The following is a 23285-nucleotide window of genomic DNA, read 5'->3' on the forward strand; positions in this document are numbered from 1 at the left end:
ATTGATTTTCATTTAATTAGAATTCATTCTTGCTCAAAATACAAGCATTGAAATTTACGAAAAATATTTTACGTCAAATTCATTGCAAAATAAACCCTACCAGATATTCAATGCTTTTGGACAAAATTACTCCTCTTCTGTATTTGTATGTGCCTTTTGATTTGTAATTTTATAAATCCTATCGAACCTATAAAAAATACAAATTGTGAAAAAAAATCTTTTACTGAGCGTAATTCTGACAAGCAATTTTGCCATTTATTCTCAAAACAAAACCATTACAATAACCAATACTTTAGCAACTGACAGAGAATTTGAAACTGTCGAATTAACTAAAAAAACACTCGGATTGCCAAATACTGCAAAACTTGAAAATTATGCGGTAAAAGATCGTAACACAAATTCATTCTTAGAAACCCAAACCGTAGATAATGACGGAGATGGAACAATGGATCTTCTTTTATTTCAGCCAAAAATCAAAGCAAAATCTAAACAGGATTTTGAAGTTTTAGTTGGAACTAATCCTTCGGCTTCGCAAATAGCGAGCTGTTATTCTCGTTTTGTGCCTGAAAGAACAGATGACTATGCGTGGGAAAATAATAAAGTTGCTTTTAGAACCTATGGCCCTGTGGCGCAAAAAATGGTGGAAGACAAAATTCCTGGAGGCACATTAACAAGCGGAATTGATGCATGGCTAAAAAGAGTCGATTATCCAATTATTAACAAATGGTACGACAAAATGACTACAGGAAAAGGAACTTATCACAAAGATACAGGTGAAGGTTTGGATAATTTTCAGGTGGGTGACAGCCGAGGAATTGGCGGAATTGCTGTAAATATTGATGGTAAATATTATTTTTCGAAGAATTTTGTAAGCTGGAAAACGATTACAACCGGACCAATCAGAACTAGTTTTATTTTGACTTATGCCGATTGGGATGCAAAAGGCAAAAAAATAACCGAATCAAAATTGATCAGCTTGGATTACGGAAGCTTTCTTTCGCGTTATGAAACAACAATTACAGGAACTAAAAGCATTTCAGTTGGATTGACGCTTCATGACAAAAAAGGAACTATCGGAACCGATTTGAAAAAAGGATGGTTGTGTTATTGGGAACCAATCGACGATTCTGAAATTGGAATGGGTTTAGTCGCTCCAAAAAATACGATGACGAGCTTTGACAATCACGTTACAAACGAAAAAGAATTAAGCAATCTTTACGGAAATATCACTGTTAAAAACGGAAAAGCTATTTATTACGCTGGTTTTGGATGGAAAAAAGGAAGTCCGTTTCAAACCAAACAGGAATGGGAAACTTATTTGGCTTCTTTTGCTGAAAAAATCAACAATCCTCTTATTGTTAAAGTGAAAAAATAATCTTCTCATTTTTTTGTCATTTCGACCGAAGGGAGAAATCACACTAGAAACTCTGCAAAGAAAGTCGCCAATCTTTGTCGATTTACTAGTGTGATTTCTCCCTTCGGTCGAAATGACAAGATTGTATTTTATCTTGTTTTCGCAGGAAAATAATTCTCCTTCAAAATAATTTCCAAAGGAATATATTGAATTCGTTCCGTTTCTTCCTGAAGAACCAATTTCTTATACAAATAATTGATTCCTAAATATCCCTGTTCTTCGGGTCTTTGATTAATCAAGAAATCGATTATTCCTTTATTCAGATATTCAATATTTTCATTCAATAAATCGAAACCAATAATTCTAACGCCTTTTACATCATTTTCTTCTAAAAATCGAGCCACGATATAGGCTCTCGAATTAGGTACAAAAACGCTGTTGATACCTTTGAACATTTCTAGACACAGCTGATCGATTCCAGAATCTTTAATAGTAATTTCAGAAAACTTAAAATTTGTAAGTTCGTCATGATCTTTAAAATACGAATAAAATCCGTCAATTCTTTGCAAATAAACTGATGTGCTTTCAATTTCTCTCGCTATTTTAAAAATCAAGACCTGTCTTTCGTTTTTTACCGCAAAACTAATCAGTCTTCCCGCCAAATAACCACTCTGAAAAGCATCCTGTCCCACATAAGCATGCTGATTTTCCTCTGAAATATTAGAATCAATCATCACAACAGGAATATCTTTGTCTTCATATGCTTTTAGAAACTGAACAGAATCCTCATAAAAAATCGGTGCAAAAAGCAATCCGTCACATTCAAAATCGATTACTTTCTTAATCTCTTTCTGAAAAGATTCTTTATTGAAATCATAGAAAAAATAATCCAATACAACTCCAAATTTCATGAATTCGGCGGCAGCTTTTTCCACACCAGAAATCTGGCTTTTCCAATATTCCAGATTTTCATATTTAGGCAAAAAAACCGCTATTCGAAACTTCTTATTCAATGCCAGATTACTTGCTAAAATATTTCGTTTATAACCATATTCTTCAATAATGGCATTGACTCTATCTACGTTTTCCTGCGCAACCTGCCCGCGATTATGAATAATCCTGTCAACTGTTCCAGGTGACACGTTAGCGAGTTCTGCAATTTTTTTAATTGTTATGATATTTCTGATATTTAGGTTAAAAAAATAGATTAGCCACGTAAAATTATTATTTTTTTTATCAAATATAAGTTGTTTTACATCTCTTTTTATATACATTTGCAAAACACCGTGTGCGTACACGCAAAAATACACAAACCATAAAAACAACAATACAATTTGTTTATTTTTTTAAGATTTAATTGTTGAAAAACTCACAGTCAAATAATTAAAAATATAAAAAATCAACTTATTAATATTCAAATTACTTATATCTAACATTAAAAGTAAAACTTTAAGTCTAATCAAATCATAACGAATACTGTTTCAAATGTTTAAATAAGCAGGAAATGTATTCCTTGTCAAAAACATGACACATGACAAATAAAAAACTAATAACCAGCGAATTAAAACAATTAACCTGAATAAAAAGATTAAACACTAATTATCAAAACAACCAAATAAAAAATGATAGTAGATTCATTAAATAACGCATCAAAATACTTCGGTCTTCATCCCAATTTCAAAACGGCTTTTGATTATGTGAATCAAAACGACATCAGCAAACTTGAAGAAGGAGTTTTGGAAATTACAGAAGGACTAAAACTGATTGTAATTGCAGGCGAAGGAACAACCAAAGAACAAAGCATCAAAGGTTTTGAATGCCATGACAAAAACATCGACATTCAAATTGTGTTGAAAGGTCCAGAAACTTATGCATGGAAACCTAGAGAAAAATGTGTAAGTCCGAATGGCGATTATAGCAACGAGAAAGACGTTCGTTTTTTTAATGACAAACCAGATATGTTTTTTGAATTGCAAGAAAAACAGTTTGCGATTTTATATCCAGAAGATGTCCATGCTGCAATGATTGGCGAAGAATCACTGAAAAAACTTGTTTTCAAAGTAAAAATTTAGTGATGAGCTCCATTCAAAATTCAATAGAAACTGTTGCAAAACAAGGCATGCTTCCTTTGTATTTCAATACCGATGCAACAATCAGTATTGAGGTTCTTCGTGCTTTATACAACTCAGGAATAAGAGCGGTCGAATATACGAACCGAGGCTCGGAAGCTTTGGTGAATTTCAAGAAAATGGTCCAAATCAGAAATGCAGAAATGCCCGAAATGCTGTTAGGAATTGGAACAATAAAAAATAAATCGCAAGCTAAAGACTTTCACGAAGCAGGCGCTGATTTTTTTATCAGTCCCGGTTTTGTGCCTGAAGTTGCTGACTTCTTAAAAAGCAAAAACTCACTTTACGCTCCAGGATGCATGACGCCAACAGAAATTATTGCTGCGGAAAACACCGGTATCACTTTCATCAAACTTTTTCCGGGCAATGTACTTGGTCCAGAATTCATGAGCAGTATCAAAGATGTTTTTCCTGATTTGACTTTTATGGTAACCGGAGGCGTTGATACGACGCATGCCAATATTGAGAGTTGGTTTTCTGCAGGCGTATCAGCTGTTGGAATGGGAAGCAAACTCATTACTAAAAAGCGCATGGAAGAAGGCGATTATGCAACAATCGAAAATGAAACTAAAAAAGTCCTCGACATCATCGAAACTTTAAGAAAACAATAAATAACCATATGGATTCAATATTTAATTTAAAAGGGAAAATTGCACTTATAACAGGCGGTGCTGGCGTATTAGGAAGCAACTTTGCAAACGTTTTGGCAAAACAGGGCGTAATTGTTGGAATCGTTTCTCAATCACTTCAAAAAGCAGAAAATACAGTAAAAACAATCGAAGAAAACGGTGGGCAAGCTTTTGCCGTTCAAGCTAATGTTTTGAATAAAGAAGAAGTAGAAAAAATCAAAGACTTTATTGTTGAAAAATACGGCCGTCTAGATATTTTAATTAACGCTGCCGGCGGAAATATGCCGGGTGCAACAATTCAACCCGATCAAGCGGTTTATGATATGAAAACGGAGGATTTACAGCAAGTAATCGACCTAAATATCATTGGAACAATGTTGCCTTCTCAGGTTTTTTCGGAACTTTTTGCAAAACAGAAATCAGGAAACATTATCAATATTTCATCGGCATCTGCTCAAAGACCTTTGACCAGAGTTGTTGGATATTCAGCTTCAAAAGCGGCTATTGATAATTTCACGCAATGGATGGCGGTTGAATTGGCATCAAAATATGGCGAGGGAATTCGTGTAAATGCGATTTCTCCAGGATTTTTCATTGGCGAACAAAACCGTGCTTTATTGTTGACTCCAGAAGGAAATTTAACGCCTAGAGGCGAAAAAATCATCGGACAAACTCCAATGGGAAGATTTGGAACACCTGAAGATATTGACGGCGCACTTTTATACCTGTGTAGCGATATGTCAAAATTCGTAACCGGAACAGTATTAAAAGTAGACGGTGGTTTTGCCGCTACGAGTATTTAATTTTAAAGACAAAAAAATGGAACAAACATTACGCTGGTTCGGACCAAATGACCCTGTTTCTTTACAAGATATTAAACAAACCGGAGCAACCGGAATTGTAACTGCATTACACCATATTCCAAATGGACAAGTTTGGAGTATTGAAGAAATCATTAAACGAAAAGTGGAGATCGAACACGAGGATGGCGACCCTAAAAAAGGTGCTTCTGGTTTGATTTGGTCGGTTGTAGAAAGTATTCCAGTTCATGAAGACATCAAAAAACAAACCGGAAAATATCTGGAATACATTGAAAACTATAAAGAAAGTATCCGAAATTTAGCTTTATGTGGCATCAAATGCGTGTGTTATAATTTCATGCCTGTTTTAGATTGGTCAAGAACTGATTTGTCATACACTGTTGAAGATGGTTCAAAAGCACTTCGCTTTGATATTAATGCTTTTGCTGCTTTTGAATTATTTATTTTGAAAAGACCAGGCGCAGAAAACGAATATTCATCAGAACAAATTCAAAAAGCGAAAAGCTACTTTGAAGCCATGACTGCTGAAGACAAAATCAAATTGCAACAAAATATTCTGGCTGGACTTCCGGGCGCTGAAGAAGCTTATTCGGTAGAAGATTTCTTGGTCACGTTAAGCGCTTATAATCATATTGACAGACAAGCTTTAAAGAATAATCTTTTTCATTTTCTAAAAGAAATTATTCCGGTTGCCGAAAGCAAAGGCGTTTTGATGGCCATTCACCCTGATGATCCTCCCTACCCGATTTTAGGCTTGCCAAGAGTAGTAAGCACGGAAGAAGATTTGATCGAATTGATGAATGCGGCGCCATCTCAATCAAACGGATTTACAATGTGTACGGGTTCTTACGGTGTTCGTGCAGATAATGATTTGCCAGGAATTGTAAGACGTCATGGCGATAAAATGAATTTTATTCACTTAAGAAGCACGCAACGTGACGAAGAAGGAAGTTTCTACGAAGCAAATCATCTTGAAGGCGATGTTGATATGTACGAAGTCGTAAAAGCAATTCTGGAAGTCGAAAAAAGAAACAACAGCAAATTGCCAATGCGTCCAGATCATGGACACCAAATGTTGGATGATTTGAAGAAAAAAACAAATCCGGGTTATTCTGCAATTGGCCGTTTGAGAGGTCTTGCAGAGTTGCGAGGACTTGAATTGGGAATCAAAAGATCTATATAAAAGTTTTGCTGCAACGCGAAATTTTTATTTCAAACAGATTTTAAAGATCCTGTTTGTCATTCCGAGGAACGAGGACACGAACGTTAGTGAACTGGCGGAGCAATCTCCACGAGTAACTCGACAAAGATTGACGATTTAGCTTGCAGAGCTACTTGCGGAGATTCCTCGTTCCTCGGAATGACAAACTAGACTGAAAACCAAAACCTCTTCGGAGCAAAAAACAAAAAACTAACTAACCAAAACCACAAAAACCATGATTCGCCAAGCCATTATTATATCCTGTGGCCTCTTTATGAACACACTATTGGCGCAGGAATTGCCGAACATTATTACTTCTCCAAAAACAAATTATCTTCCAGATTTTAGTTACGCTGGGTATCATTTCGGCGAAAGCCAAATTCCTGAGGTTAATGGAAAAGTAATTAATGCGGTTGATTTTGGCGTAAAAGCAAACGATAATTTAGACGATTCGAAAGCGCTTTTAAAAGCTTTCAAAGCCGCTAATGCTGTTGAAGGAACTGTAATTTTGCAGTTGCCTGCCGGACGAATTATCCTTAGCGAAATACTTTATGTCGAAAGAAGCAATTTTGTGCTTCGCGGTGCCGGTTCTGCTGAAAACGGAACTGAATTCTATTGCCCAAGACCGATGATGTATCTTAAAGATTCTGAGGCTTTGGCAGAACTTCGTGAATATCTTACGACTTTAGACAAAAGACAGCGCGAACCCGAAAACAATATTGATTTGCCTTTTTCTCAATATGCTTGGTCTGGAGGTTTTATCTGGACGCAAGTTCCGGGTGAGCGTGTGAAATCGTATTTGGATAAATATGAACCTGAACCTAATCCGTTGGCGAAAGTCAGTTCGGGAAAAATGGGTGAACATACGATTATTGTTTCCGATATAAAAGGATTAAAAGTTGGCGATGTTGTTGAATTGCAATTATTTAATAAAGATGGTGAAAATGGCGAAATCATTAAAGATTTATACCAAGGAGCAAATGTAAAACCGGGGTCACATCATTGGAAATATCCAAAACTTCCAATTGTGAGGCAACAGGTTGAAATCACTAAAATTTCTGGCTCAAAAATTACTTTAAAAACGCCGTTGACCATTTCAATTAAACCAAGTTATCAGGCACAGTTGGTAGAATGGAAACATTTAAATGAAGTTGGAATTGAGCATCTTCGTTTTACTTTTCCAGATATTCCACGGGTAGCGCATCATGTTGAACCGGGAAATAATGGAATTTTCTTGACGCGCCTTTTCAACAGCTGGGTCAAAGATGTCAAAATAACAAATGCTGACAGCGGTATTTTGGCCGAAGAAGTAGCCAATACCACTATTCAGGATATTATTACCGATGGAACGCATTTGGCGCATTATACAGTGACTTTAGGTGGTGTTCATAACATTTTGGTCAAAAACTTAAAAATCTACAATTCAGCAGTTCACCCTTTAAGTTTCAACACTTTTGCTACTAAAAATGTTTACCAAAACTGCGAGATTTTTAAAGATCCAGTTTTAGATCAACATTCTGGAGCAAATCATCAAAATTTATTTGACAACATCACAGTTCATTTAAAAGCAGACAAAAACAACAGTTACGCAATATTTGGCGGTGGCGGCGCTGATTATTGGAAGCCATCGCATGCGCCTTTTAGCACATTTTGGAATTTAAATGTTCAAGTCGAAAATCCAGATCCATCAAAACCTGTTTTATTGTATGGGATGAAAGATGGCGCTTTTGCCAGAATTATCGGTGTTCACGGAAATACAAAATTTGAAATCAAATATGACGTAGATCCATATATTGAATTTTTGAACAGATCGATTGAAAAAATTCCGTCTTTGTACGATTATCAGTTACAAAAACGATTGAAAAAATAATTTAAACACATAGAAACAGAGCTTTTAGGAATGCAAAAAAGGCGTTTCACTTGCATAAACAATCATAGATATTAAGTAAAGCTATGTGTGAAAACTAGTTTTTCTAAAAATCGCCTTCTACAAAAGAAAAATCTATGTTTCTATGTGTTAAAAATGAACCATTATAATTAAACTCACAAAGCCTCAAAGAGTTAAACCTTTGTGCCTTTGAACCTTTCTAACACTAACCAAAAAATAAATACTATGAAATACACGAGCGTTTTTCTAGTTTTAGTTTTTATTTCAGGAAATTTGTTTTCCCAAAATAAATACCGCCTTAAAAATTTTTCAACCACAGACGGCCTTTCGCAAAACTCTGTTATTGCCATACATCAAGATAAATTTGGACAGATGTGGTTTGGTACGCGTGACGGTCTCAATAAATACGACGGAAGCCGTTTCACCGTTTTTAGAAATGATGTTGCTAATAAAATGTCCATCAGTAATGATATTTTAGCTATTGAAGAAGATAATTCAGGGAAATTATGGATTGGAACTTATAATGGCCTGAATTGCTATGATCCTGTTAGCAATACTTTCAAGAGATATTTAAATGACAAAACCATTCATACCATAAATAGTAATACCATTTGGTGTATAAAGAAAATTGGAGATGAAATGTGGTTTGGAACTTCAAAAGGATTGTCTGTTTATAATAAAAAAACCGGGCAGTTCACCTCTGCCGTTCATTCTGCTACTGATAATGCGTCAATTCCAAGCAATAATATTCTGAGTATTTTCAGAACCAAAAAAGGCAAGGTCTGGATTGGGACGACAAAAGGACTGTGTTTATATACAAGCAGAAAAAACGGGAAATTTTCATTTAAAAATTATCCGCTAAATAATATTGATGTATTGAATGTGTCAGCAATTGCTGAAGACCGTTTCAACAATATATGGGTTGGAACAAAAAACAAAGGGCTTTTAAAATTTAATCCCTCAACAAACAGCTTTGTTTCCTTTTTACCTGAGGAAAAACGTAGAGAAATCAACAATGAAATTCGCGCTTTGGCTATTGATCGCAAAGGCTCGATCTGGATTGGTGCCTATGACGGAATTTATATCTTAGGAGAAGATAAGAGCATTCAAAAAATAAACAACAACAATAGTTACAGCAGTAGCAATCATAACAGTGGAATCGAGAAAGTGAAATCAATTTTCATCGATAAAAAAGGTTCAGTTTGGATTGGCTGTTATTACAAAGGCGTTAATATGTGGGATATTTCGAGCGTAAATTTCTATAATTACGATCAGAATTCAAAAAAGATCCCGATGAGTTATGATGTGGTAAGTTCTATTGTAGCCGACAAAAATCAAAATATTTATTTTGGAACCGAAGGCGGCGGCATTACCATTTACAATAAAAATACAGACGCTACTAGCTACCTTAACAATCAAGTTGGACAAACGCCTATAAATGATATTAAATCAATGTGTGTTGCTGAGAATAATATTTTGTGGATGGGGACTTTCTCAAAAGGAATTTCAGCTTATAATACGCTGACTAAAAGAATTGAAAGCGACAAAATTTCATCTAAATTGAAAGATTCAATAAAAGATGTTGGAGTTTATTCGATCAAAACAGAAGGAAACGGCGTATTGTGGATGGGAACTTTTAGCAAAGGATTAGTTCGTTATAATACTGTTTCAAAAGATTTTCAATTTATTAGAAATGATACCACCAAAGCAAATTATCTAACCAATAATTACGTTCGAACAGTATTGGTCGACAAACAAAAAAGGCTTTGGGTTGGAACTCTGAGTGGACTGAATCTTATTGGACTTAAAAATTTTCAATCTAATAAATATACTGTAAAACATTATTTTTATGATGATGTTTCTTTGTCTGGAGATGATATTCTGACATTGTTTCAGGATTCTCATAATAAAATATGGGTAGGAACAAAAGCAAAAGGATTGCATTATTTTGATGGAAAAAAATTCAACAGAATCAATCTGAAAATTGGAAATATGGTTGTTACCTCAATCCATTCTATTTTGGAAGATGCTGATAAAAACCTTTGGATTAGTAGCAATCAGGGAATTATAAAATACAGCACAATCCGAAAAACGGTTGTTAGTTATGATCAAAAAGATGGTATAGCAAACAATGAATTTAATGATAATGCGGCTTTAAAACTAAATGGCAATACATTTTATTTTGGAAGTCCTTTTGGAGCAACTTATTTTGACTCTCGAAAAATTTCTAAAAATCTATACGCTCCCCAGGTTTTGATAACTGATTTGAAAATCAAAAATAAAACAACAAATCCAAATGATTCTTTAGGCATTTTAGAAAAAAGCATCGGGTATACCAAAACCATCACTTTGGATTATGATAAAGCTAATTTCTCGATCAGTTTTGCGATTCCGAATTACATTCGATCAAAAAAGAATCAGTACAGCTATCGTTTAACCGGACTGGAAAACAACTGGACAATTACCAAAAACAGCGAAGCTAATTTTGCTATTCAAAATCCGGGAACTTATACATTTGAGGTTCGAGGCGCGAACAATGACGGGGTTTGGAACAAAAATCCAACAACCTTGACTGTCATTGTAAATCCGGCTCCATGGCGCAGCATTTGGGCATTTTTATTATATGGAATTATAATTGGTTTAGGATTATATGGTTTGATATGGATTATGAAATCAAAAGCCAGATTGAAACAAAAACTCGAACTGGAATATCTGGAAACACAGCGAATAGAAGAAAACAACAAATTAAAACTGGATTTCTTCACTAATATTTCGCATGAATTCAGAACGCCGTTGACTTTGATTTTAGGGCCATTACAACAAATTCTAGCCGATTATAACGGAACCAACGAAATGTACAAAAAGCTTTTGGTTATAGAAGGAAGCGCCAATCATCTGTTGAGTTTGATTAACCGTTTAATGGATTTCAGAAAACTGGAAAATCATCAAGTCACATTGGAATCGGCAAACGGAAATATCGTCAAATTCACAAAAGAAATCTTTCTCTCTTTTATCGAATACGCCAAAGACGGAGGCTATGATTATACTTTTGAAGCTGAAAACGAAGAAATGTTGGTGTATTTTGATCGATACAAACTTGAACGTGTTTTCTATAATTTGATTTCGAATGCTTTTAGATATACTCCAAAAGGCGGTTCTATCAACATTAAAATCAATCAAGATCAGCAACATCTTTTTATAGCAGTTGAAGATTCAGGAGTTGGAATTTCAGAGGAACATATCGACAAGATTTTTGATTTGTTTTTTGAAGTTCCGACACATAATCAAGTTCAAAAAAACTACAATAAAGGAACCGGAATCGGACTTTCAATTGTAAAAAACATTATCGAGCTTCACAAAGGAAAAATAGATGTTACAAACAAACCAACAGGCGGTGTAATTTTTAAAGTAACATTACCACTTGGACGCGAACATCTTTTGGACAACGAAATTATTTCAGATTTTAAAATCAGTGATGACATTGAGCAATATAACGCTCAACTAGAATCTTCGGAAATCATCGAAAATGAAGACATTGAAGATTTAATTGTAAACGAAGAAAAGCAAACAATTTTAATTGTAGAAGATCATAAGGTTTTGAGAAAGTTCATGAAAAACTTGCTCAAAAAAGATTATAATATTATTGAAGCCGAAAATGGCAAAATTGCTCTAGAAAAGGCATTAAAATTTGTTCCGAATTTGATTATCAGCGACGTTATCATGCCTGAAATGGTAGGAACTGAATTATGTTCAAAAATCAAAGAGAATATTAAAACCAGCCATATTCCAGTTATTTTATTGACTTCAAGATCTTCATTGGTTTACAAATTTGAAGGATTGGAAAGCGGTGCCGACGACTACATCAGCAAACCATTCAATTTAATGGAATTCAAGCTTCGTGTCAAAAATCTTTTAAATACGACTGAACGTCTAAGAATCAAATTTTCAAGCGAAGACAGTTTTATTCCGTCAGAAATTACGGTTTCTTCTTTGGATGAAGAACTTTTGAAAAAAGCATTCAAAATTGTCGAAGAAAATATTTCGAACGAACAATTCGATATTCCATTTTTCTGTACCGAATTAGGTGTCAGCAGAACCATGCTGTTTTTAAAAATTAAAGCATGGACAAATTGCACACCAAATGAATTTATTCATGAAATACGATTAAAACGTGCAGCACAATTATTAGAACAAGATAAGTTGACAATATCTGAAATCAGTTATAAGGTTGGCTTCAACAATCCAAAATATTTCAGCAAATGCTTCCAGAAAAAGTATGGAGAAACGCCATCACAATATGCTGACAAATTTTACAAATCTTCGGTGGTAATTTAACAATCCTAGTGTTTTAAAGGCTTAAAAAAGGGTATCTGTATTTTTAGATACCCTTTTTTGTATTTCTATATCGTTCTCGGCTTCTACATTTGCGATATGAAAATCAAAAAACCAAACTATTTGTTGCTACAACTTTTATTTGCCGCAATTATAATCGGGATGAGTTTGTTGCTTTTCTATTTTATCTAACACTAACCTTAAAACCAAAAAATGAATATTTACCAACAAAAAAGTCAAAAAACCTTTTAAATGATGTGTTTTTGATATGTGTTTTTTTGACGCAAAGAAACACAAGAGCTTAGATAGTTTACTTATATTTAATAAAAAAACAGAAATGATTCCAAACCCAAATTTAGAGCCAAGCAGTTTTGGTTTTTTAAAAAAGATTAATTAGTAGTATGAATAAAGTTAGTTTCATTTCTTTAATTCTAGGGTTTGCATCGCTGACAATAGGGTGCAAATCCGGAATTAATTCTCAAAAAATAACTGTTTCTCCAGCGACAGAAAAACTGCTGGAAACACGCTACAAAATGCTGCTCGATTATCCGATAGATTCTTTGTCGATGCCTCGAAGCATGAACATTAAAACCAATGAGATTCACAAAGTGCCATCAAGAGACTGGACAAGCGGTTTTTTAGCTGGAAACCTTTGGCAATTGTACCGACTTACAGGCGATTCTAAATACAAAGAACAAGCCCAAAAATGGACACCTTTCAGCAAGAAAGAAAGTGTCAACCGCAATTCGCATGATGTAGGTTTTAAAGTGTATTGCAGTTTTGGAGAAGCACTTAAAGTCGAAAACAAAAAAGAATATGCAGATGTAATTATTAAAGGTGCCGAAACGCTGTGCACGAGATTTGACTCGACAGTAGGTTCAATTCGTTCATGGGATTTCAATAAAGAAATTTGGGATTTTCCAGTAATCATTGATAATATGATGAATTTGGAATTGCTTTTTGAAGCTTCAAAATTATCAGGAAATCCAAAATACCGTGATATCGCAATAAAACATGCAAATACGACTTTAAAAAATCAATTTAGAGAAGACAATTCCTGTTATCATGTTATTGATTATGATCCAAAAACGGGCGCTGTTAGAAAGAAAACCACGCTTCAAGGTTATAGTGACGATTCAGTTTGGGCACGTGGTCAAGGCTGGGCGGTTTACGGATTTACGATGTGCTATAGATACACAAAAGATCCTGCTTATTTAAAGCAAGCCCAAGCTACAGCGGAATTTTTTATGACCAATAAAAATCTGCCAGAAGATGGAATTCCGTATTGGGATTTTAAAGACCCGAGTATTCCAAACGCAGCACGAGATGTTTCTGCAGCAATGGTTATGGCATCTGGATTATACGAATTGTACAGTTACACAAAAAACAAAAGTTATTTGGCTTTCGCCGATAAAGTAATGACTTCCGTACAATCCGATAAATATATTTTAAATGCCAATATCAAAGCTCCTTTCCTACTCGACCACAGTACAGGAAACTGGCCAAAACACGACGAAATTGACGAACCTATAATCTATGCCGATTATTATTTTCTGGAAGCTTTGCTTAGAAGAAAGTAAATAATTTAAGGTACAAAGGCACAGAGAAACAAAGCGACAAAGGTTTTATCCTTTGGTTTTGAGACTTTGACCCTTTGTTCCTTTGACCCTTTGAACCTCTTAATTTATGAAACAATACAACAATACATTTTTACTTTTTACGCTTTTTGTTTTTTTTCAGATTTGTCTGAGCAGCAGTTTTGCTCAGACGAAGCTGAATATTAATGACAACTGGCTTTATTCAGAAAATCATACTTCAAGCCTCAGCGAAGCTCAAAAAAATCAAAACTGGGTTGCACTAAATTTGCCACATACGTGGAACGCCGAAGACGCAACCGACTTATATCCTGGCTACAGACGCGATGCAAGCTGGTATCAAAAGAAATTGAACATTCCACAGATTGATAAAAACCAACGTTATTCTTTATACTTTGAAGGTTCAAATATCACTACAAAAGTATATGTAAACGGTAAAGAAGCTGGATCGCATATTGGTGGTTATATTGGTTTTACAATTGACATTACGAACCTTATTAAAGAAGGAAATAATGATATTTTTGTTCGTGTTGACAATAGTTATGATATCGAAATCATTCCATCTCAAAAAAGCGATTTCTTTATTTATGGCGGAATTACTCGCGATGTTTGGTTGGTTTCGAAATACAAAAATCACATCGAAAATTTAAAAATTACGACTCCTGAAGTTTCGGCTAAAAAGGCATCTGTACAAATTGTTTCTTCAATTGCAAATCCAGACAATTCAAAAGATTTGTCATTAACTGTGACTTTAAAAACTCCAAAAGGGAAAAAAGTAGCCAGCAAAACGATTCCAGTTTCAGATAAAACTTCGACAATCACTTTTGAAAACATCAAAAATCCAGAACTTTGGGATACAGATAATCCAAACTTGTATAAATTGACAGCTTTTTTATCTGAAAAAAATCAAGTAAAAGACAGTATTGCTGAAAAAGTAGGATTCAGATGGTTTGAGTTTAAAGATCATGGGCCATTTTATTTGAATGGAAAACGACTTCTTATTCGTGGTACGCATCGTCATGAAGAACAAGCAGGCGTTGGCGCGGCAATGACAAATGCGCAACACTGGGCAGACATGAAATCGATCAAAGAAATGGGTGCAAATTTTGTTCGCTTAGCACATTATCCTCAAGATCCCGAAGTTTACAAAGCATGCGACGAATTAGGATTATTGGTTTGGGACGAATTGCCTTGGTGTCGCGGAGGTATTGGTAATGAGGTTTGGAAAACGAATGCCAAAAACATGTTGACAGAAATTATCAATCAAAATTACAATCATCCGAGCATTATAATTTGGTCTTTAGGAAATGAAATAAACTGGCTTCCAGATTTTCCTGATGGAGATAATCCTGAAAAAACGAATACGTTTTTAACCGAATTAAATGATCTTGCGCACAAACTTGATCCAACTAGAAAAACGGCAATCAGAAAATATTACGAAGGTTCACATATTGTTGATGTCTTCTCGCCTTCTATCTGGTCGGGTTGGTATTCGGGAAGCTATAAAAGTTATCAAAAAGCAATTGACGTTTACAAAAAAGAATATAGCCATTTCATTCATGCTGAATATGGTGGAGACAGCCATGTAGGGCGTCATAGTGAAAACCCAATTACAGGCGAAAATGTAATAAAAGCCGAAGGTTGGGAAGAAGCAATAGTACAAACTAAGGTTGCCAATATTGCTCAAATTGGCGACTGGAGCGAAAATTACATCGTTGATTTGTTTGACTGGCATTTGCATATATCCGAGAATGACCCAACTTTTGTGGGAAATATTCAATGGGCATTCAAGGATTTTGCAACGCCGTTACGTCCGGAAGATGATATTCCGTATATGAATCAAAAAGGATTAACAGATCGAAACGGAATTCCGAAAGACGCCTATTATGTTTTCAAAAGTTACTGGGCAAAAGAACCTTTTGCATACATAGAATCACATACTTGGACAGAACGTCAAGGTCCTGAAAATACGCCAAGAACAATCAGCGTTTTCAGTAATTGTGAAAAAGTGACGTTTTTCCATAACGGTAAATCATTAGGCGAAAAACAACGCAATCTTGCGCTTTATCCAGCAAATGGCTTGACTTGGGATGTCAATTTTACAAAAGGAGAAAATATTTTAGTTGCCGTTGGAAAGACTAAAGAAGGAAAAACAGTTTCTGATACTTTAAAAGTAAATTATCGTTTTAAGAAAAATGAAGCTGCAACTTCTCTTCAATTGTCATTTGAGAAATTAAAAAATGGCAATTATTTGGTAACTGCAATTGCAATAGACAACAATAATTTACGCTGTTTGGATTATGAAGAAAGTGTTTATTTCCAATGCATCAAAGGCGGAAAAACATTGAGAAATCAAGGAACTCCAACAGGAAGCGAATCTATTAAAATGGCCAACGGAAAAGCTTCGATCGAAGTAATTCCTGACGGTTCAAATACTCCAATTGAAATGACGGCTTTAAATCAAAGCTTTAAAGGAGAATATTTAAAGATTCCTGTTAATTAAATATAACCGCAAAGGTTTTCTATCAAAATAAAAAAGAAGAAAAATCATTACCAATTCATTAACAAAAAACAAAGTGTAATTATATGATTTTTCTTCTTTATTAACTTACTTTGTAGTTATTCTAAAAATTGTAATCCTATGAAAAAATTTTATTTATTAGCAGTTACCTTGTTTGCTGCTTTTACAGTTCAGGCTCAAGATGTGGTGAAATTTGCTCCGCTTGATGCAAGTCCGGTTGATATTTCTTATTTTCCAAACAGATCTGTTAAATTCAAAAAAACAGATACTCCAAACCCAGTTGTCAAAGTTCTTTACTCAAGACCTTCTGTAAAAGGAAGAACTATTTTTGGCGATATTGTGAAATTTGGCGAAGTCTGGAGAGTTGGTGCTAACGAAAATACAGAAATCAAATTCTACAAAGACGTAACGATCGGCGGTAAAAAAATTCCTGCTGGATACTATAGTTTATTTGCTATTCCAGAAAAAGACAAATGGACTATCATCATCAATAAAGAATTGGATTTATGGGGAGGTTATGCTTATGATGAAAACAAAGATGTAGTTAGAGTTTCAGTTCCAGTTAAACCAGTTTCTGATGTTATCGAAGCTTTGTCAATTGCTTTTACAACTAAAGACAATGTGGCTAATTTAGTTATTGGATGGGATAAAACTACGGTTGAATTGCCTATTACGATTAAATAATTTAAATCGTTTTACAGATAACAAAAAAGAGACATTTTTCAATGTCTCTTTTTTTATGGTTTAAATGTATAAGTGATTAAACATTTAGCAAGAAACAGGTTTTAAACAAAGCGGACAAAATCGAAATTTGATCAAATTTAAAACACAAAAATATATGAGAAATTTTAAGATTGTTCCGTTAACAAAAGAATTCGCTGCTACAATTCGTGACACAAACATTGATAATTTCGGCAACCAAGTTTACGAGCAAATAGCATCTGGAAAAGGTCCTTGCAGAGTTTCGCTAAAACCATTTGATATTGGCAAAGATATTAGATTGGTCTTCGCTTATAGTCCGTTTTCTAAAAACAATGCGTTTAATCAATCCGGCCCCATATTTATTAATAAAAATGAAGTTGACGAATATTCCGATATTTATAATTTTCCACCCGAAATTAAAGCCGATAAAGAAAATTTTCCTCTATCGTTAATTGGTTACAACAAAGAACAAAAAATGATTTACACAAAATTAGTTGGTGACAATGATGTTGAGCAACTGATTTCTGAAATCTTTGAAAATAAAAATGATATTGAATATCTCCATGCCAGAAATTCAGAAGCTTGTTGTTTTATTTGTAAAATTGAAAGGTTGTAATTAAATGACTGTAAATCGTTCTAATAAATTCGAATACATATTTCTTTATGAATTTCATATGTTTCCCGTGGTTGAAACCACGGAAAACAAATCGTTTTCTCATGCCATAATCCTCATTGTTGAAATCACCAATTACATTAAAAAATACAGAAAAAAAAGAGACATTTTTCAATGTCTCTTTTACGTTCTAAACCTTAACGGTCTCAATAATCTTATCCAACGTAATTGGCAAATCTCGTACACGCTTTCCTGTTGCATTAAAAACAGCATTTGCAATTGCAGGTGCCATTCCAACTAAAGCGGTTTCTCCCAAACCTTTTGTCCCCATTGGGTTGCTTATTGGGTCTTTTTTATTGACAAAGAAAACTTCCTGTTTTTCAATATCCGCATTTACGGGAACATGATAATCGGCAAAATTGTTGTTGATTGGACGTCCAAAACGATGATCGATTTCTAAAGCTTCCATTAATCCCATTCCGATTCCTCCTACTGCTCCGCCAAACATTTGTCCTGCAGAAGTTTTTTGGTTGATAACCGTTCCAATATCAGCGCAAGAAACCACATGCGCCAATCTGATTTTCCCTAAATTCGGATTCACCAATACTTTTACAAAATGAACTGAAAACGAATAAATAGAATATTTCCTTGCATCTTCATTACCTTTAGATTGATTTTCTACAGCAAAATCTTCCAATTTATTTGCTGTCATTAATGAAGCCAAAGAAACTGTTTTAGAATTGTTTTTTGAAGAAATCACACCATTTGCAAAAGTCAAATCTGTAATTGGTGTACCTTTAAAAGTTTGTGTTTCGTTAGCCAAACCAAGAATTTTGCTTACCAACAAATTGCAAGAATCATGCACTGCAGAACCCACAGATGAAGTCGTCGCCGATCCTCCTTGTGTAGGGCCTTTTGGAAGACCGCTTTTCCCCATTTCAACAATCACATTTTCTGCTGGCAAACCCGTAATTTCGGCTCCAATTGCTGTCATCATAGTTGCCGTTCCCGGTCCCATATCATTTACACTACATTGAAGTACCAAATTTCCATCGGCTAAAAACTTCGCTTTAACAGTAGTTGGGCTTCGGTAACAACCAAAAGTTCCAGTTCCCATTCCGTAACCCACAAGCCAGTTTCCTTCTTTGACTGAACCCGGTTCATTTTTACGGTTTTTCCAACCAATTCGTTCCATACCTCCTTCGTAGCATTCTAAAAGGAATTTACTACTCCAAGGTTTATTTTGTTCCAAATCTTTTTCGGCATAATTTATTTTACGGAATTCGATTGGATCCATATTTAATTTATACGCCATTTCATCCATTGCAGATTCTAAGGCAAAAGATCCTGTAGCTTCCCCCGGACCGCGCATCCAGATTGGTGTGCAAGTGTCTAAAGGCACAATTCTATATCGTGTTGAAACATTGGCACAATCATATATAAATCGGGACATATTTACAGTTCCTTCCATGAAATCTTCATAACTCGAAGTCATTGCCACTGCTTCATGCGTTAAACCTGTCAATTTTCCAGCTTTAGTGGCGCCTAAACCCATTTTTTGAATAGTGTAAGGTCTAAAACCAACATTCGTAAACATTTGTTCACGATGCAACACCAATTTAACCGGACGATTTAATTTTTTAGCACCGATTAATGCCGCAATCTCGTAAGGCCAAGTATGCAATCCCATTCCAAATGCACCTCCCAGATATTCTGAAGTTACTTCAACATCTTCCGCAGGTACGCCAAAAACTCCGGCAACACTTCGGCGTGTTCCTTCCACACCTTGACTTTTAGTATATAAAATTGGTTTATTTCCCTCCCATTTTGCAATAATGTTAGCCAATTCCATTGGGTTATGAACCTCGGTTGGAATCGTGTATTCTGCTTCTAAAACAACCTCAGCATTTTTATAACCATCTTGTTCACCTCGATGATAGTCATTTCCTTTATCGGTTTCAACTTTCTTTTCTTTCTCGGCCGCTTTATGAAGTTCAGTTGAATGTTCTTCTTTTATATAATCTGCTTTAATTAAGCTCGCCGCATACTGCATACGTTCAAAAGTATCGGCAATAACCATCGCAATAGGCTGGTCATAATACAAAACCGAATCATCCTTAAAAATCTGCAAAGGCTGACCAAAATTATGTTTGTCCTTTTCTTTTTGATAGCCAACCGGTTTATCTACATTCAAATGCGTAATTACAGCCAGAACTCCCGGTGCCCATTCCGCTTTTTTAGTGTCAATTGTTTTAATTTTTCCTTTTGCAATTGTACTTCCCACCAAGCAAGCATAAACAACGCCCGGTGTTTTATATTCGGCAGAATAAGTTGCTGAACCTGTTACTTTAGCAAATCCATCTACTCTATTAATATTACTTGTCTTGCTCATAATTCAATTTATTTAGATGATGCTATAGTTAATGCTTCAACAATGGCATTTGGCGCCAACGTCAATTTAAAATCATTATCGCCATAACTTTTAGCGCCTTTCATAGCCAAATTCGCCGCTTCCCTAAAAGTCGTTTCAGAAATGGTTTTTCCTTTCAAAAATTCTTCAGATTCCGTCAGTCTCCAAGGTTTGTGCGCTACACCGCCCATTGCTAGACGTGCATTTACAATTGTATTGTTTTGAATATCCAAAGCCACCGCAACAGAAACTAATGCAAACGCATAACTGCTTCGGTCACGAACTTTTAAATAATGAACATTTTTGATAAAATTATTATCTGGAATCTCAACTGAAGTTATCAGTTCTTTGTCCAAAAGTGTATTGTCTTTTTCTGGCGTATTTCCAGGCAGACGATGAAAATCAGTAAATTTAATTTGTCTTTTCCCTTTTGGGCCTTCCACTAAAATTGTTGCGTCTAGTGCAGCAAGAGCAACACACATATCACTTGGGTGAACTGCAATACAACTTTCTGAAGCGCCAAAAATAGCGGCCATTCTGTTTGAACCGCCAATTGCCCCGCAACCGCTTTTAGGTGCTCGCTTGTTGCAAGGCATATCTGTATTATAAAAATAAGAACAACGCGTTTTCTGTAGCATATTTCCACCAACAGTAGCCATATGTCGGATTTGCTGTGATGCTCCAGCCGCTAGTGCCAATGCCAGTAAAGGATGTTTTTCTTTTATCGAAGCATCTTCGGCTACTTGGCTGTTTTTTGCTAAAGCGCCAATAGAAACCTTTCCTTTCAGAAATTCTATTTTCTTTAAATCCAAACCATTAATATCAACCAATTTATCTGGAGCTACGACATTCTTTTTCATTAAATCCACCAGATTGGTTCCGCCGGCAATAAACATCGCTTCTTTTTCTTTGCTGATGTTCGTTACCGCTGAACCCGATGACAATGCTCTAATAATCTGAAAGTTTTTCATATTTCCTTCCCTCCTTCCTTAACTTCAGTAATGGCGTCAACTATATTATGATAAGCACCACAACGGCAGATATTGCCGCTCATGTATTCTCTAATTTCTTCTCTACTGTTGGCATGACCTTCTTTTATGCACGCAATTCCCGACATGATTTGGCCTGGCGTACAATATCCACATTGGAAACCATCATTTTTAATGAAAGCTTCTTGCATTGGGTGCAGTTTTTTTCCTTTCGAAAGGCCTTCAATAGTAGTTACCTGCGCGTTTTGTTGCATGGTTGCAAGCGTAAGGCAGGACAAAATTCGGGTTCCGTTTACATGCACTGTACACGCACCGCATTGTCCGTGATCACAGCCTTTTTTAGTTCCAGTAAGCTGTAACTGCTCTCTAAGCAAATCCAGAAGCGTGGTTCTTGGTTCGATGTTGAGATTGTGCATTTTGCCATTTACTTCAATAGAAAGTGGCACTGTCTCTAAATATTCAGCAATTTTTTCATCCCATTTATTCTCCGACGCCATTACCAATGAAGGCGGTGTAAAGGCAAGAGCGGTAAAAAGTCCTGATTTTTTTATAAAGTCCCGACGAGAATTTGCATCCCCATTCGATACTTTATCCTGATTTGTTTTTTTAGAAGCCATTCAGTCTATTTTTTAAATTAGCAAAAACACCTTGGTTATTCTAACAAATTTAACAATCTTAAAGAACAAAAAATTATAAAATTCAAACATTAGCTTTATTTAGAATAATTACAATCTCGTTATTTTTTTTAACCGCAAAGCACGCAAGGTCTTTTTTATCCTCGTTGCGTATAGCATACGCAAAGAACGCAAAGCTGGAATTTATATAGCTTTGCGTTCTTTGCGTTTATTTAACATAACGAAGATCAAAAAAACTTTGCGTGCTTTGCGGTTAAAAAAAAGATACAGCAGGTTTATTTTTTTATTTTTACAAGATCAACTCAAAATTATGTCTCAACAGCAAACCATCTATCTCGATAATAATGCCACAACACGAGTTGATGAACGAGTTTTGGATGCAATGCTTCCTTATTTTTATGATTTTTATGCGAATGCTTCAAGCAGTCATATTGCAGGATTGACAGTGAATGAAGCTGTTGAAAATGCTGCTTGGCAAACTGCAGAACTTATCGGAGCGCAGGAAGATGAAATCATTTTTACTTCGGGCGCAACAGAATCAATTAATCTGGCTATTAAAGGTTTGGCAAATCAAGACCGAAAACATATTGTGACGGTTTCAACAGAACATAAAGCGGTTTTAAAGACTTGTGAGTTTATGGAATCGATTGGTTTTGAAGTTACTTATTTGGCTACTGCTTCAAATGGCATTTTAGATCTTGCCAATTTAAAACAAGCTATAACAGACAAAACCTTGTTAGTCTGCATTATGATGACGAATAATGAAACGGGAGTTCAGCAAAACATTAAAGCAATTGCAGAACTTGCTCATTCTAAAAATGCGCTTTTTTTGTGTGATGCAACACAGGCCGTTGGAAAAACCCCGATTGATGTTAAAGCACTTGGAATTGATCTTTTGCCTTTTTCTGCTCATAAATTTTATGGACCAAAAGGAATTGGCGCGCTTTATGTTTCGGCAAAAGCCAAAATTAAATTGATGCCACAATTGCACGGAGGTAATCATCAGCAAAAACTGCGAAGTGGAACGCTAAATGTTCCGGGAATTATTGGTTTAGGAAAAGCGAGCGAAATTGCTTTAAGTGAAATGAAAAATGATCAAGAGCAAATTGAGATCTTAAGGAATAAACTAGAAAAAGGTTTATTGCAATTTGAAGGTTCTTTTATAAATGGAAATACTACTGACAGAATTTACAACACTACAAATATCTGTTTTCCGGGAATAAATTCAGAACGGCTGATTTTAGCTCTAAGAAATATTTCAGTTTCTAATGGTTCTTCTTGCTCTGCCGTAACTTCAGAGCCGTCGCATGTTTTGAAAGCTCTGGGATTATCTGATGAAAATGCTTTGAGTTCTATTCGTTTTAGTTTGGGGCGATTTACAACTTCTGAAGAAATTGACGAAACTATTGAACGTGTTTTGACTTTGGCTGGACATCTACGTTAGTTTTTTTTGCCACAGATTAAAA

Annotated in this window: 16 protein-coding genes; 12 read left to right on the forward strand and 4 right to left on the reverse strand. The window is 35.2% G+C overall.

What is annotated here, in order from left to right:
* Positions 1 to 205: 205 nt before the first annotated feature.
* Entirely contained in the window at positions 206 to 1375 is a 1170-nt protein-coding gene (locus tag EYY60_RS01415) for a DUF4861 family protein (RefSeq protein ID WP_132987626.1), read from the forward strand.
* 128 nt (positions 1376 to 1503) lie between these two features.
* Here the strand turns inward: EYY60_RS01415 and EYY60_RS01420 are convergent, their stop codons facing one another.
* Positions 1504 to 2628 (reverse strand): LacI family DNA-binding transcriptional regulator, encoded by a 1125-nt coding sequence (locus EYY60_RS01420; protein ID WP_132987627.1) that lies wholly within the window; start codon positions 2626 to 2628, stop codon positions 1504 to 1506.
* A 348-nt stretch (positions 2629 to 2976) separates the two neighbouring features.
* Here EYY60_RS01420 and EYY60_RS01425 point away from each other — a divergent pair, with 348 nt between their 5' ends.
* The 10 genes from EYY60_RS01425 to EYY60_RS01470 all read left to right on the forward strand — a co-directional run bounded on the left by EYY60_RS01425 (position 2977) and on the right by EYY60_RS01470 (position 17788).
* A complete protein-coding gene (locus EYY60_RS01425) occupies positions 2977 to 3426 on the forward strand; it encodes a YhcH/YjgK/YiaL family protein (RefSeq protein WP_132987628.1) in 450 nt (149 codons plus the stop codon).
* 2 nt (positions 3427 to 3428) lie between these two features.
* The gene (locus EYY60_RS01430) at positions 3429 to 4094 is read left to right on the forward strand and encodes a bifunctional 4-hydroxy-2-oxoglutarate aldolase/2-dehydro-3-deoxy-phosphogluconate aldolase (protein WP_132987629.1); all 666 of its coding nucleotides are present in this window, start codon (positions 3429 to 3431) and stop codon (positions 4092 to 4094) included.
* An 8-nt stretch (positions 4095 to 4102) separates the two neighbouring features.
* Positions 4103 to 4915, forward strand: coding sequence for an SDR family oxidoreductase (locus EYY60_RS01435; protein WP_132987630.1), 813 nt, complete (start codon positions 4103 to 4105; stop codon positions 4913 to 4915).
* A gap of 16 nt (positions 4916 to 4931) precedes the next feature.
* Entirely contained in the window at positions 4932 to 6116 is a 1185-nt protein-coding gene (gene uxuA, locus EYY60_RS01440; RefSeq protein ID WP_132987631.1) for a mannonate dehydratase, read from the forward strand.
* Between the two features lie 292 nt (positions 6117 to 6408).
* On the forward strand, positions 6409 to 8004 hold the full coding sequence (locus EYY60_RS01445; protein WP_235832266.1) for a hypothetical protein: 1596 nt from the start codon (positions 6409 to 6411) through the stop codon (positions 8002 to 8004).
* A gap of 243 nt (positions 8005 to 8247) precedes the next feature.
* Entirely contained in the window at positions 8248 to 12357 is a 4110-nt protein-coding gene (locus tag EYY60_RS01450; protein ID WP_132987633.1) for a two-component regulator propeller domain-containing protein, read from the forward strand.
* A gap of 398 nt (positions 12358 to 12755) precedes the next feature.
* Positions 12756 to 13934 (forward strand): glycoside hydrolase family 88 protein, encoded by a 1179-nt coding sequence (locus EYY60_RS01455; RefSeq protein ID WP_132987634.1) that lies wholly within the window; start codon positions 12756 to 12758, stop codon positions 13932 to 13934.
* Between the two features lie 106 nt (positions 13935 to 14040).
* On the forward strand, positions 14041 to 16452 hold the full coding sequence (locus EYY60_RS01460) for a glycoside hydrolase family 2 protein (RefSeq protein WP_132987635.1): 2412 nt from the start codon (positions 14041 to 14043) through the stop codon (positions 16450 to 16452).
* 138 nt (positions 16453 to 16590) lie between these two features.
* Complete coding sequence (locus EYY60_RS01465; protein WP_132987636.1) at positions 16591 to 17154, forward strand: DUF2911 domain-containing protein; 564 nt, start codon at positions 16591 to 16593, stop codon at positions 17152 to 17154.
* A gap of 154 nt (positions 17155 to 17308) precedes the next feature.
* Complete coding sequence (locus EYY60_RS01470; RefSeq protein ID WP_132987637.1) at positions 17309 to 17788, forward strand: DUF1203 domain-containing protein; 480 nt, start codon at positions 17309 to 17311, stop codon at positions 17786 to 17788.
* Positions 17789 to 17975: 187 nt separating this feature from the next.
* Here EYY60_RS01470 and EYY60_RS01475 read toward each other — a convergent pair whose 3' ends face one another.
* From EYY60_RS01475 to EYY60_RS01485, 3 genes are read right to left on the reverse strand one after another with little or no spacing between them, the layout of a single operon-like run.
* Positions 17976 to 20177 (reverse strand): xanthine dehydrogenase family protein molybdopterin-binding subunit, encoded by a 2202-nt coding sequence (locus tag EYY60_RS01475; protein WP_132987638.1) that lies wholly within the window; start codon positions 20175 to 20177, stop codon positions 17976 to 17978.
* A gap of 8 nt (positions 20178 to 20185) precedes the next feature.
* Complete coding sequence (locus EYY60_RS01480) at positions 20186 to 21166, reverse strand: FAD binding domain-containing protein (protein ID WP_132987639.1); 981 nt, start codon at positions 21164 to 21166, stop codon at positions 20186 to 20188.
* A complete protein-coding gene (locus EYY60_RS01485; RefSeq protein WP_132987640.1) occupies positions 21163 to 21801 on the reverse strand; it encodes a (2Fe-2S)-binding protein in 639 nt (212 codons plus the stop codon). Before EYY60_RS01485 ends, EYY60_RS01480 begins: the two co-directional genes overlap by 4 nt.
* A gap of 328 nt (positions 21802 to 22129) precedes the next feature.
* Between EYY60_RS01485 and EYY60_RS01490 the strand changes: the two genes are divergently transcribed.
* The gene (locus tag EYY60_RS01490; protein WP_132987641.1) at positions 22130 to 23263 is read left to right on the forward strand and encodes a cysteine desulfurase family protein; all 1134 of its coding nucleotides are present in this window, start codon (positions 22130 to 22132) and stop codon (positions 23261 to 23263) included.
* The last annotated feature ends 22 nt before the right edge of the window (positions 23264 to 23285 follow it).

The sequence above is a fragment of the Flavobacterium zhairuonense genome, from assembly GCF_004352915.1.
Lineage (GTDB): Bacteria > Bacteroidota > Bacteroidia > Flavobacteriales > Flavobacteriaceae > Flavobacterium > Flavobacterium zhairuonense.

Coding starts and splice junctions, on each gene's coding strand:
- EYY60_RS01420 (WP_132987627.1), bottom strand. CDS start 2,628: ATGTATATAAAAAGAGATGTAAAACAACTTATATTTGATAAAAAAAAT.
- EYY60_RS01425 (WP_132987628.1), top strand. CDS start 2,977: ATGATAGTAGATTCATTAAATAACGCATCAAAATACTTCGGTCTTCAT.
- EYY60_RS01430 (WP_132987629.1), top strand. CDS start 3,429: ATGAGCTCCATTCAAAATTCAATAGAAACTGTTGCAAAACAAGGCATG.
- EYY60_RS01435 (WP_132987630.1), top strand. CDS start 4,103: ATGGATTCAATATTTAATTTAAAAGGGAAAATTGCACTTATAACAGGC.
- uxuA (WP_132987631.1), top strand. CDS start 4,932: ATGGAACAAACATTACGCTGGTTCGGACCAAATGACCCTGTTTCTTTA.
- EYY60_RS01445 (WP_235832266.1), top strand. CDS start 6,409: ATGAACACACTATTGGCGCAGGAATTGCCGAACATTATTACTTCTCCA.
- EYY60_RS01450 (WP_132987633.1), top strand. CDS start 8,248: ATGAAATACACGAGCGTTTTTCTAGTTTTAGTTTTTATTTCAGGAAAT.
- EYY60_RS01455 (WP_132987634.1), top strand. CDS start 12,756: ATGAATAAAGTTAGTTTCATTTCTTTAATTCTAGGGTTTGCATCGCTG.
- EYY60_RS01460 (WP_132987635.1), top strand. CDS start 14,041: ATGAAACAATACAACAATACATTTTTACTTTTTACGCTTTTTGTTTTT.
- EYY60_RS01465 (WP_132987636.1), top strand. CDS start 16,591: ATGAAAAAATTTTATTTATTAGCAGTTACCTTGTTTGCTGCTTTTACA.
- EYY60_RS01470 (WP_132987637.1), top strand. CDS start 17,309: ATGAGAAATTTTAAGATTGTTCCGTTAACAAAAGAATTCGCTGCTACA.
- EYY60_RS01475 (WP_132987638.1), bottom strand. CDS start 20,177: ATGAGCAAGACAAGTAATATTAATAGAGTAGATGGATTTGCTAAAGTA.
- EYY60_RS01480 (WP_132987639.1), bottom strand. CDS start 21,166: ATGAAAAACTTTCAGATTATTAGAGCATTGTCATCGGGTTCAGCGGTA.
- EYY60_RS01485 (WP_132987640.1), bottom strand. CDS start 21,801: ATGGCTTCTAAAAAAACAAATCAGGATAAAGTATCGAATGGGGATGCA.
- EYY60_RS01490 (WP_132987641.1), top strand. CDS start 22,130: ATGTCTCAACAGCAAACCATCTATCTCGATAATAATGCCACAACACGA.